8 protein-coding genes are annotated in these 12,969 nt (G+C 45.8%); 5 read left to right on the top strand and 3 right to left on the bottom strand.

Features of this window, described 5'->3' with window-relative positions; genetic code table 11:
- Window positions 1-17: 17 nt before the first annotated feature.
- Window positions 18-3,239: a carbamoyl-phosphate synthase (glutamine-hydrolyzing) large subunit gene (gene carB / locus CGC64_RS06065; RefSeq protein ID WP_005679143.1), complete on the bottom strand. Its 3,222-nt coding sequence runs from the start codon at window positions 3,237-3,239 to the stop codon at window positions 18-20.
- A gap of 347 nt (window positions 3,240-3,586) precedes the next feature.
- On the opposite strand from carB, the gene trpS reads away from it, so the two are divergent.
- The 5 genes from trpS (at window position 3,587) to CGC64_RS06035 (ending at window position 9,490) form a co-directional block, all read left to right on the top strand.
- Complete coding sequence (gene trpS / locus CGC64_RS06055; RefSeq protein ID WP_005679142.1) at window positions 3,587-4,681, top strand: tryptophan--tRNA ligase; 1,095 nt, start codon at window positions 3,587-3,589, stop codon at window positions 4,679-4,681.
- Window positions 4,682-5,189: 508 nt separating this feature from the next.
- Window positions 5,190-5,660, top strand: a complete 471-nt coding sequence (locus tag CGC64_RS06050; RefSeq protein ID WP_005679138.1) for a hypothetical protein — start codon at window positions 5,190-5,192, stop codon at window positions 5,658-5,660.
- 27 nt (window positions 5,661-5,687) lie between these two features.
- On the top strand, window positions 5,688-6,389 hold the full coding sequence (locus CGC64_RS06045) for a hypothetical protein (RefSeq protein WP_005679137.1): 702 nt from the start codon (window positions 5,688-5,690) through the stop codon (window positions 6,387-6,389).
- Between the two features lie 377 nt (window positions 6,390-6,766).
- The gene (locus tag CGC64_RS06040) at window positions 6,767-7,405 is read left to right on the top strand and encodes an HU family DNA-binding protein (RefSeq protein WP_005679136.1); all 639 of its coding nucleotides are present in this window, start codon (window positions 6,767-6,769) and stop codon (window positions 7,403-7,405) included.
- Between the two features lie 96 nt (window positions 7,406-7,501).
- Window positions 7,502-9,490, top strand: a complete 1,989-nt coding sequence (locus CGC64_RS06035) for a family 20 glycosylhydrolase (protein ID WP_032855465.1) — start codon at window positions 7,502-7,504, stop codon at window positions 9,488-9,490.
- Between the two features lie 281 nt (window positions 9,491-9,771).
- On the opposite strand, the gene CGC64_RS06030 is transcribed toward CGC64_RS06035, so the two are convergent.
- Both CGC64_RS06030 and mutL read right to left on the bottom strand, forming a co-directional pair.
- Window positions 9,772-10,959: an OmpA family protein gene (locus CGC64_RS06030; protein ID WP_005679134.1), complete on the bottom strand. Its 1,188-nt coding sequence runs from the start codon at window positions 10,957-10,959 to the stop codon at window positions 9,772-9,774.
- Window positions 10,960-11,062: 103 nt separating this feature from the next.
- The gene (mutL, locus tag CGC64_RS06025) at window positions 11,063-12,964 is read right to left on the bottom strand and encodes a DNA mismatch repair endonuclease MutL (protein ID WP_005679133.1); all 1,902 of its coding nucleotides are present in this window, start codon (window positions 12,962-12,964) and stop codon (window positions 11,063-11,065) included.
- Between the last annotated feature and the right edge of the window lie 5 nt (window positions 12,965-12,969).

Here is a 12,969-nt window from a genome sequence, read left to right as displayed (position 1 = left end):
AAGAATTATAATAGTTCTTATTTGTATTCCTGCCAGCTCTTAATCTGAATATCGCTCAGCTTCAATTCACAGAACGCTTCGATAAAGGCACTTGCCAGACGGGCATTCGTAATCAACGGAATGTTATGATCGATCGCACCGCGACGGATACGATAACCATTCGTCAACTCACGTTTGCTGTGATTCTTCGGAATGTTAACGATCAAGTCGAACTTGTGATCGGCAATCATCTTCATTACATTGTTTTCCGCACCCGGTTTTTCATCCGGCCAATAAACCGGAGTCGTATCTACACCGTGAGCATTCAAGAAGGCAGCAGTACCGGCGGTAGCATAAATCTGATATCCTTTGGCAAACAACATACGGCTTGCATCCAGCAAATCAACTTTAGACTTCATTGCTCCTGAAGAGAACATTACCGCCTTTTCAGGAATCTTAAAGCCGGTAGCAATCATTGAGTTCAGCAGTGCTTCGGAGAAATCATCACCGATACATCCCACTTCACCCGTAGAAGACATATCTACGCCTAATACAGGATCGGCCTTATGCAGACGTGAGAAGGAGAACTGCGATGCTTTCACACCGATCCAGTCAATATCAAATGCCGATTTATCAGGACGCGAGTATGGAGCGTCAAGCATGATGCGGGTAGCCGTTTCGATAAAGTTACGTTTCAGTACTTTAGATACGAACGGGAAACTACGAGAAGCACGCAAGTTACATTCAATTACTTTCACCTCGTTATTACGAGCCAGGAACTGGATGTTGAACGGACCGGAGATATTGAGTTCCTTAGCAATCTGACGGCTGATCTTCTTGATGCGGCGGGCAGTTGCAAAGTATATCTTCTGTGCCGGGAACACCAGTGTAGCATCACCGGAGTGAACACCCGCAAATTCTACGTGTTCAGAGATGGCATATTCTACCACCTCACCGTTCTGTGCCACAGCGTCGAACTCAATTTCTTTTGTATTCTCGAGGAACTGTGAAACAACTACCGGATATTCTTTAGATACTTCGGCAGCCATTTTCAGGAAGTTTTCCAATTCTTCATCATCATAGCAAACATTCATTGCCGCACCCGAAAGAACGTAAGAAGGACGAACCAGCACCGGATAACCTACTTTTTCCACAAAGCCTTTCACATCTTCGAGACTGGTCAGCTCCTGCCAAGCCGGCTGGTCGATACCCAGTTGGTCAAGCATTGCAGAGAACTTGTTACGGTTTTCAGCACGGTCGATAGAGATCGGCGAAGTACCCAACACAGGAACCGACTGACGATAAAGTTTCATAGCCAAGTTGTTCGGAATCTGTCCGCCTACCGACACAATCACACCGCGAGGTTGTTCGAGGTCGATCACATCGAGCACACGTTCGAACGAAAGTTCGTCGAAGTACAGGCGGTCGCACATATCATAGTCAGTAGAAACCGTTTCAGGGTTGTAGTTAATCATGATAGACTTGTATCCCAGTTTGCGGGCAGTCTGAACCGCATTCACCGAACACCAGTCAAATTCAACAGAGCTACCGATACGGTAAGCACCCGAGCCCAGCACGACTACTGATTTTTCATTCTTATAATAGTTCACATCATAACCTTCCACTGCATACGTCATATACAGATAGTTAGTCAGTTCCGGATGTTCGGAAGCAATCGTATTGATGCGTTTTACTGCCGGAAGAATCCCCATAGCTTTACGATGAGCACGTACAGCCAAGTTTTCTTTCTCCATGTTTCCAGTCGGGTTCAGTACGAAACGTGCAATCTGGAAGTCAGAGAAGCCTAAGATTTTAGCTTCACGCATTACGTCAGCCGGAATATCTTCCACCTTATTATATGTAGACAATTTAGCTTTGTAGTCAACGATGTTCTTCAGTTTGCCGAGGAACCAAGGATCGATCTTTGTCAGTTCATGGATACGGTCAATCGTATATCCTTCTTCCAAAGCCTGTGCGATAGAGAACACACGCAAGTCAGTCGGGCGGGAAAGTTCTTTATCAAGGTCATCAAAATGCAGTTCGTCATTTCCTACAAAGCCGTGCATGCCTTGTCCGATCATACGAAGACCTTTTTGGATGATTTCCTCGAAAGAGCGACCGATAGACATGATTTCACCTACCGACTTCATGCTTGAACCGATTTCGCGGGAAACACCGGCAAACTTCGTCAAGTCCCAACGAGGAATCTTACAGATATAGTAGTCGAGTTGCGGAGCAACATAGGCAGAATTCGGAGTACCCATTTCGCCGATCTGGTCGAGTGAATAACCCAACGCGATCTTAGCGGCAACGAATGCCAGCGGATAACCGGTAGCCTTGGAAGCCAATGCGGAAGAACGGCTCAGACGAGCGTTCACTTCGATCACACGGTAATCATCCGTATCTGAGTTGAACGCATACTGGATATTACATTCACCTACAATGCCCAAGTGACGGATACATTTTGTAGACAATTCCTGCAACAGTTTCAGTTCTTTATCGTCGAGAGAGCAGGTAGGAGCCACAACGATAGATTCACCGGTGTGGATACCCAGCGGGTCGAAGTTTTCCATGCTGGCAACTGTGAAACAGTGGTCGTTGGCGTCGCGGATAACTTCAAATTCGATTTCTTTCCAGCCTTTCAGGGATTCTTCCACCAGGATTTGTTTGGAGAACGCGAAAGAACTTTCGGCCAGTTTCAGGAATTCTTCTTCGTTGGCGCAGATACCGCTACCAAGCCCACCCAATGCATAAGCCGAACGTACCATTACCGGATAACCGATCTTACGTGCAGCAGCAATCGCGTCTTCCATGCTTTCTACCGCCTGGCTTACCGGAGTCTTCATATTGATCTCGTCCAGCTTCTTCACGAACAGGTCGCGGTCTTCTGTGTACATGATAGCCTCTACCGATGTACCGAGTACTTTCACTCCGTATTTATCAAGAATACCTTGTGTGTAAAGCTCAGCACCGCAGTTCAGTGCAGTCTGTCCGCCGAATGCCAGCAGGATACCGTCGGGGCGTTCTTTCTTGATAATTTCTTCTACAAAATAAGTAGTTACGGGAAGGAAATACACTTTATCTGCAATTCCTTCAGAAGTCTGAATGGTTGCGATGTTCGGGTTTACCAATACTGAGCTGATGCCTTCTTCTTTCAAAGCTTTCAGTGCTTGTGAGCCTGAGTAGTCAAATTCTCCGGCTTGTCCGATTTTGAGTGCTCCAGAACCCAAAACGAGAACTTTCTTGATTTCCTTTTCCATTTCTTTTGTTGTTATAATAAGTTGTTGTTTCTAAGTTCATCCATAAAAAAAATGCGTTACCCTCAAAAAAGGATTAACGCATTACCAAAGAACTAAAATATCGTTTTTGGAGAAAAGAGAAGAAGCCTGCCGTTTCCGGGTGAAAAACATCCGAATGGAGATAATACTTGCTTCTGATTTCCTGTTGATTCATTGTCGGTTTTAAAATTTGTGCAAAGTAACGACATATTTTGCACATGACAAAAAGAAACGTTCACTTTTTTACAGTGAAGTGCCCCCATTTTGATACATCTTTCAGTTTTTATCTGTATCTTTGCCGCTCAATCTATTATAATAAGGTAATAACAATGGGAAAAGAGAAAATCATACTTACTGGTGACCGTCCTACCGGAAGACTCCATATCGGGCACTATGTAGGTTCACTGAAACGCAGAGTTGACCTGCAGGACGCGGGTGATTATAGTAAGATGTTTATCTTCATTGCCGATTCGCAGGCATTGACAGACAATATAGACAACCCGGAGAAGGTACGTCAGAATGTTATCGAGGTTGCTCTTGACTATCTGGCATGCGGAATCGACCCTTCCAAAGCTACTATCTTCATCCAGTCGCAGATACCGGAGCTATGCGAACTTAGCTTCTACTATATGGACCTTGTAAGCGTATCCCGCCTGCAACGTAACCCGACCGTGAAATCGGAAATCCAGATGCGTAACTTCGAGGCAAGCATTCCCGTAGGCTTCTTCACTTATCCTATCAGTCAGGCTGCGGACATCACTGCATTCCGTGCAACGACTGTCCCCGTAGGCGAAGACCAGGAACCGATGCTCGAACAGGCACGCGAAATAGTCCGCCGTTTCAACTATATCTATGGCGAGACATTGGTGGAACCGGAAATCCTGTTGCCGGACAATGCTGCCTGCCTGCGTCTGCCGGGTACTGACGGTAAAGCCAAGATGAGCAAATCACTCGGCAACTGTATCTATCTGTCCGAAGAACCGGAAGAAATCCAGAAGAAGATCATGAGTATGTATACCGATCCGGGACACCTCCGCGTGCAGGATCCGGGAAAGATTGAAGGTAATACCGTCTTCACATACCTCGACGCATTCTGCCGTCCGGAACATTTTGAACGTTATCTGCCGGATTACCCGAATCTCGCAGAACTGAAAGCACACTACCAACGCGGTGGACTGGGAGACGTGAAAGTGAAACGTTTCCTGAACGCTATCATGCAAGAGACACTGGAACCTATCCGTAACCGTCGCAAAGAATTCAGCAAAGACATTCCTGCCGTTTACGAGATGTTGCAAAAAGGATGTGAAGTAGCCAGAGCTGCCGCCGCCGAAACACTGGCAGATGTCAAGAAGGCTATGAAGATTAACTACTTTGACGACAAGGAATTGATCGAGGAACAGGTAAAACGTTTCTCACAAGAATAAGTCGTCAACAGATAGGCCAATTAATAAGTAAAGGCTGCCGTTCTATAAAAGAGCAGGCAGCCTTTATCATTGTTATAAGTACAACGAAGATTAGTCCGTTTCGGCTTCATCATTTTTAAAGAATACTCCTTTCAACTTCTGATAGAGGAAGGAAAGTATCAGCAGTATCAGTCCGAGAATAATTTGTAATGATAACAAAGACCAATGCTCTGCTCAACTTCCCCACTTCCGACCGGAGTATGGAGAATACCGGAAGCAAAAAGATGAAATAAAACATCTACATAAAAATATCAGATTTGCCGTGTGTATTCAATAAAAATAAAGCCTGCTCATGAACTTATTACGTTCTTTCCCCTCATCTTTAACGTATCTGAAACAGAAAAAAGCCGGACAGAAAAATCATTTTCCCAAAAAGCAAACGATCGTTTGCTTTTTCTATTTCTTTTCTCTACTTTTACGGCAATATTAATCAACAATTCCATTATTCATAAACTCAAAAAAGAAAAACATGAAACATCTAACCCTTTTCTTTGCATTCGGCGCTCTCCTTTTCCTCTCTTGTCAAACGGTATCCGCGCGTGGTGTAAAAATTCCTTTCGGTGATCGTGAAGTCTTAAACAAAGTAGCAGACCTGCCCGACACCGAAGAATATAAGACAGACAACGGCAACTACATTGATCTGGGGACCATTCATCAGGAGTTCAACATCGCTTACATCCTTCCTCTCTATATCGAGCAGGAGCCCCGCCTCGTAGGATATTGCGAAAAAGAAGACACTTATTATGAACTGACGGAAGAACAACTCTCCGCCATTCTGAAAGAGAATAACCTGGACGGTGAAAAGCTGAATAAAGTCGGTTTCTACTCTCGATATGGTGGCAAGATAGTAGGACTGATCATCATTGCCCTTATCATCTGGGGATTCATCCCAAGTAAGAAAAAGAAAACAGAGCCGGGTAGAAGTATAAAACACACCTAATTAATCACATTAAAAAACAGATAAGCTATGTCAATTTACACACTTATTCCGATTATTTTCATCGTTCTCTATGCAGGGTACTGGTATTATGTAAAGAACAAAAACTCGCAACAAGCACAAGTGGTAAACAATACTGATTTCAAAGCGGAATTTGCAAATGCCGAACGATATAAAAACAGCGTACTCACTTCCGAATTGCCTTTCCTCCAAGAAGAAATGAAGCAAGAAAAGATTGACGCTTTCAATTATGCCAGCACCGAATATGGCGTGGGATCCGCCCTTAAAGACGGGGTTAAAGATAAACTGAAAGGAATGGCTACCTTGGGAACCGTGCGTTTCAACACCGTGCAAACTCCCAAATACCTTGTTCTCAGCGGAAACAGCCTTCATTTATTCGATACGGACACAGAAGGGGAAATCGACCGGCATCTTGTATTCAACCAATCCCGCCTCGAAAACTCCAGACTTACCGAAATCCCAATGGAAGGACAAGTAAAAGCACAGGCCCAAGCCCGGGGAAACAATGTAAAAGCATACAAACTGTCTTTGCAGACCGATGACAAGCCTATCGAGCTCATCATCTACTCCTGCCTGATCTTTACCAATATACCGGAAATCCCTACCGACCCGCAGGAAACGGTACAAGCTATCGTGATCGGCAACGATTTCCTTAAACAACTGGGCGACAGATATCCTAATCTAAAAGTATCTCTACCAATATTCAGCTAAAGAAGTACTCACATAACGGGAATGCCTGTATTGGCAATACCCGAAACCGATAATCGAAGGTTCGCAAACCGGTAGCACACAGGTTTGCGAACCTTTGTTTATTTCCTCTCTACCCACCGACAGCTTTCCGTTCACCAATGACGCGTCCGAAATAAAGCCTTTAAAATTAGGTTAGCAAGCCTTTATGTAGTAACTTTGCCATAAGGAACAATAACAGCTAACCTATGCTAGCTGTTACGCTAGTCACTGTCAGCCTGTCAGCCAATAAAGGTTAGCCGACAGGCCAATAGAAATTAGCCGATGAAGATGAAGCCGGATTAATCGGAAGGAAGTATAGGAAATACGAATCAGAACTACTTATATAAACAAAAGGAACTATGGCCATATCATTTGACTGGTACGAGAATCCGGTATCACCGGACAAACCAGAGGAGAAAAGATTTCATCCGCGCATCATCGCCAACGGACAGATAGACACGAAAGACCTCCGCAGCAGGATCCAATCCCGGTGTACGCTGAACGAGGTGGATGTAACGGCAGTGCTGGACGCACTATCACAAGTTATGGGTGAAGAACTGTGCGAAGGAAGGCAAGTGCACCTGGACGGTATCGGTTATTTTTATCCGACACTAACCGCCACCGAAGAAATCGCCGCCGATACTCCCCGCCGGAATACGAAAGTAAAGTTGAAAGGCATACAGTTCCGTTCAGACCAAAAACTGAAAAACTCCGTCGGCCATATAAAAATCAAACAGATGAAAAGAATTATCCACTCTCCCAAACTTTCGGAGACGGATATCGACAGCCGGTTGAGAAAATATTTCACCGATCATCAGATCATGCAACGTTCGGATTTTCAAGATATAACGGGTATGGTTCGCTCAACAGCCATGATTCACATCCGCCGCCTCCGCACGAAAGGCAAGTTGCTGAACATCGGCATACCCAGTCAGCCGATATACGTACCGGCGCCGGGATTTTACGGAAAGCCCGCAGATTATCAGCCGGTGAAATAATGGGATTGCGACAGGCGGTTACGCAGAAAGCGGCTGACGCCTGCTCCCACTTTATAAACATAGAAATTTATTAATCTTAATACAGACTTATTAATTATGAAAAGCCCCCTCATCATCGTATGCTGCCTGTTAATGGTATGCGTGTTTGCCACCGCCCAAGAGCCTTGCCCGCAAGTGATCCCTGCCCTTCAACAATGGAAAGGAGGAAAAGGCGAACTGGCTCTGCCCGCCGAAGGTTCAATCGTGCTCTCGCCTGCGGATGAAGCGACGCTCTCGCCTACCGCACAAATCCTGGCGCAAGACTTAAAAGAACTGTTTGGCTGGAACTATGTCATCAAAACCGGAAAACCAGTCGGGAAAGACATCTGCCTCTCACTGTCGAAACCGGACAAGGAACTTGGTGAAGAAGGATATACGTTAACCGTAAACCGCTATGCCGGTATCGCCGCCCCCACCGGTCAGGGCGTATTCTGGGGAACACGTACCCTATTGCAGATACTCCACAACGAACAAGGAAAGCTCCCCAAAGGGACGGCACGGGATTATCCGCTTTTCCCGAACCGCGGCTTTATGCTGGATGTGGCCCGCAAATTCTTTACAATGGATTATCTGAAACAATACGTAAAGATACTTTCCTTCTACAAGATGAACGAATTTCAGATTCACTTGAACGACAACGGTTTTCCGCAGTTCTTCGGCGATGACTGGAACCGCACCTACGCCGCATTCCGACTGGAAAGCGAACGCTTTCCGGGACTGACAGCCAAAGACGGTTCATACAGCAAACAGGAATTTATCGACTTGCAACGTATGGGATTGGAATACGGTGTGCGTATCATTCCCGAAATTGATATTCCCGCCCACTCACTCGCCTTCGCCCACTACAAACCCGAAATAGCAAGTCGGAAGTATGGCATGGATCATCTGGACCTTTACAAAAAAGAAACTTATCAATTCGTCGACAGCCTGCTGGACGAATATCTGTCGGGCGACAATCCCGTATTTATCGGAGACCTGCACATCGGTACCGACGAATATAACAAGAAAGAAGCCGAACAATACCGCTACTTCACAGACCGTTATCTGAAATTTGTTGAGAAATACGGCAAAAATGTACGTATGTGGGGCGGACTGAAATGGCTTCCCGGCAAGACTCCCGTAAAAGCGGAAGGTGTCACGGTCAACGCGTGGTCGTATGACTGGGTGGATCCTGTTGTTTCCCTGCAAGACGGGTACAAGTTGATTAACACTTGTGACACTTATCTCTATATCGTTCCGGCAGCAGGTTACTACCGGGATTTCCTCGATCACCAGTGGATTTATGAGAAATGGTCGCCGTGGATAATGAACAGGAAACAGACACTTCCCGAAGGTACTCCCGGCGTATTGGGCGGTATGTTTGCCGTGTGGAACGACAAGTGTGGAAACGGGATATCCGAACAGGACGTACACTTGCGCAGTTTCCCCGCCATGCAGGTGCTCGCCGAGAAGCTGTGGAAAGGGGAAAACAAGAATGTCACCTACGAAGCATTTGCAAAGCTGTGCAAAACAACTCCCGAAGCTCCGGGAATTAACCTGTTGGGCAAAGTCCCGGCAGAAACCGCACTGACCGAAGCAGGAAAAGAACTTTCTTTTAATGGGAAAGAGGCCGTCAGTACTCCTTTGCAGGAAGTAGGTTATCCTTATAGTGTGGAGTTCCAGCTCTGTCCGGAGAAGACGAATCCTATCAGCAGCATTCTCTTCCAAGGTCCGCACTCGGTAGTATACACCAACTGGGAGAATACCCGCCGAATCGCTTTCTCACGCGACGGTTACACCTTTGTTTTCAATTCCTACCGCCTGCCGGCCGATCAATGGACTACGATCCGCATCGAAGGTGACTACAAAGGTACTTCACTTTATATAAACGGTGCATTGCAGGAACGGCTCGAAGGACGTACCATGCAAGTTTACCGAAAGGAATACGACCGCATGGAACACATGACTTATCAGGAAACACTGATCTTCCCGCTGCAACAAATAGGTGATTCACGCAACGGATTCAAAGGAAAACTAAAAAATATCCTTGTCCGCCAGCAGCATTAAGCGTGGAGCCGAAAGGAGAACAACAAAAGAGAGAGACTAAAAAACCGCAGTATCCCAAAATCGAGGATAACTGAAAGTCGATAGTATCCGAACTCTCCTCCTTCGGGAAGGAGGAGTACCCGCAGGGGGAGGTGGTAGGTAAATACACAAGAAGTGGTAAGTAAATACACAAATTGATTATTGCCAACATTGTGTATTTACCTACCACCCAGCTTTCAGCCACCCTTCCCGCAGGAAGGGAGTTGAAGAAACTACCGACTTTTTATAGTCAAGTTATTCTTTTATTTTTCAGATTCTACCAATACAACACGGTTCAGAATCGGTTGGCCGAACTTATCGACACCACCACCGGCAGCGACTTTCAAGTTATCAGCCGGGATTCCATACTTCTTCACCAGCAAATCTTTAACAACCTGTGCACGTTTCAAACTCAACTTTTCGTTGAAAGCCGGAGTGCCTGTTGCAGAATCTGCATATCCGTTAATAGTATAGGTAGTACCCGGAAATTCTTTAATCCGGTTGGCAAGATATGACAAGTTCATTTCTTCTTGTGGAGACAGTCTGTCCGAACCAATCTTGAAGAATACAGTACGCGGAGCGATATTAGGATCTGTAATCACTACTTCTTCAGTATCTTCTACCTCTACCGGCTGCTGTGCATTAGCCAACTGCTGTTGCAACTGCATATTAGCGGCAGCCATTGCATTCATCTGGTCACGCATCTGATTCAATTCGATTTCAGAGATAATCTGTGGCGTAGGACGTTGGAATCCTCGGGTCGGGAAATAGTAAGTCACACCAAGCGTAGCACCCAGAATACCGTCATAGTCTGGTCTTCCTCCATGTTCGCCGTCAAATTTGCCTTCCAAGCCTGTTGCACTCAGTTCCAGATTCAAGTCAACGGCATTCGACAAGCGGAAGCGGTTGATGATACCTGCATTGAAAGTAGCGGCATTGGTATGAGGACGTGAATAAGAATGAGCCCAACCGGCACCGATATAAGGGATGATTTCATATACACGGTTCGGATTGTAACCGCCGAAAAGTGCATTCAGGTTAATCATCAAGTCACCGTGCAGGTTCATATAGTCCCACCGTTGTTTGTATGAACCGTCAGCTCTCGGACCACCCACTACATAATTGGCAGTTTCGTTGGTCGTGAATCCTTTAGCTTGCAGACCGCTGTACTGCATACGCAATCCGAATCCCGGAGTCACCCATTTACCGACAGACACATTAAATGTAGGAGCAACACGGTCTCTGAATTTACCGATATGGTCATTGTTGCCATACAGCACCTGTGCACCTCCTCCGACGGAGAAGAACCAGTTACTCCAGAAAGGGTTCGTTATTACTTGATATTTATCTTGCACCTGAATAACCTCGTATTCAGTTACAGTCATTGTCTGCTGCGCAGAAGCGACAGACGCAACGCCGGCAAAAGCCAGCAACATCAGAATCTTTTTCATATACCTAATAGTTAAGTGGTTATTTAAATCTTTTTCTTTGTTGAACTATTTAAATAACACGAACAAGACTAAAAGGTTTTAGGAAAAGATGATTTTATTTATTTTATTTGAATAAGCGTTCGATATCTTCCTCCTTGATTGTTGTCAAAACCGTTTTCCCGTCCGGCGTGTAATTCGGTGAGGGACAAGCGAAAAGGCTGTCTACAAGGCTTACCATTTCCTCATTGCTCAGTACCTGACCGTAGACGATAGCCGCCGCACGTGCCAGTGTCAGAGCCAGAATATTCTGGACTTCTTCCTTGACATCATTCCCTTTTTCCATAGCTGTATGTAGCATATTACGTACCAATTCCACCGGATTCAGTCCTTCGATGCCTGAAGGAATACCGTTGATAGCATAGCTGCCTCCACCCAGATCGCTCAGATCGAAACCTACTGCCGACAAATCATCCATAATGCTTTGCAGTACGGCAGCTTCCGAAGCGGGCAACTGTAATATTTCCGGGAAAAGAACACCTTGTGATACGCCCTGTTTCTGCTGGATTTGAACCATATACCGGTCGAAAAGTACACGGATATGCGCCCGGTGCTGGTCGATCAACATCAAACCGGACTTCACGGAGGTCAGAATAAACCGTCCCTTAAACTGCAAATGCTGATTACCCTTCTCAATTACAGGCTCACTGGCATATAAGGTCGAAGAGGCCGCCGACATTACAGTTTCCGTCCTTTCTTCCATAACGGCACTTTCTCCACCCATTGAAGAATCCTCCCAATCCATTTCCGGCTCCGGCTGGGGATTATTCATCTTACTGGCTTTGGTCAGACCGCCATAAAGATCTTCCCAGTCCACCTTTGAACGGCTGTATGCTCCGCCGCCACCACCTCCCGCAGAAACCTTGAACGGATTATAATCCGAATTATACTGTACCGTGGGAGGTGCAGAGGATAGATTTTGTTCGAATGCAGGAATGTCGGGCATATCTTCCGTATCAAAATCAATGGAAGGAATGGCGCTGAACTTACCCAACGACTCTTTGACTGCCGCCGAAAGGATTTGCCAGATTGCCTGTTCATTCTCAAACTTGATTTCGGTCTTCGTCGGATGAATATTCACATCAATATTAGCCGGATCGACTTCAAAATAAATGAAGTAAGAAATCTGTTCGCCGACAGGAATCAACTGTTCGTATGCATCCATTACGGCTTTATGAAAATAAGGATGCCGCATATATCGCCCGTTGACAAAGAAATACTGATGGGCACCTTTCTTGCGGGCTGTCTCCGGTTTGGCTACGTATCCGGAAATCTTCACCATGGTAGTATTCACCTCGATATTCAGCAACTGCTGATTGAGTTTCTTACCAAAAATAGCCATAATGCGCTGACGCAACGGAGAAACCGGAAGATTGAAAAGCTCGGAGTCATTGCTGTAAAGGGAGAAAGCTACTTCGGGATGAACCAGAGCAATGCGTTCAAATTCGGCAAGAATATTACTCAATTCGGTGGAGTTTGCTTTCAGGAATTTACGACGGGCAGGGATGTTAAAGAATAGATTCTTTATGGAGAAGTTACTTCCCTTGGAACAGGATACCGCTTCCTGGCTCTCTACCTTAGAGCCTGCAATCACCAGTTTCGTTCCCAGTTCTTCCGACTCGGGGCGTGTTTTTAACTCCACCTGTGCCACTGCTGCGATAGAGGCCAAGGCTTCCCCACGAAACCCCATTGTACGCAAAGCAAACAAATCCGCCGCTTCGCGAATCTTCGAAGTAGCATGACGTTCGAAAGAAAGACGGGCATCTGTTTCGGACATTCCTTTTCCATCGTCAATCACCTGAATACAGGTTTTACCTGCGTCAGTCACCAACACATGTACATTCTGCGCATCTGCATCAATCGCATTTTCTACCAGCTCCTTGATAACGGACGCCGGACGTTGTATCACTTCACCGGCAGCAATCTGATTAGCTACCGAATCTGGTAACAAATGTATTATATCACTCATAGTTC

It is taken from the genome of Bacteroides caccae, from assembly GCF_002222615.2.
Classification (GTDB): Bacteria; Bacteroidota; Bacteroidia; order Bacteroidales; family Bacteroidaceae; genus Bacteroides; species Bacteroides caccae.
Note: the sequence above shows the minus strand (reverse complement) of the source record. Positions and strands in the feature narration are given on the sequence as shown.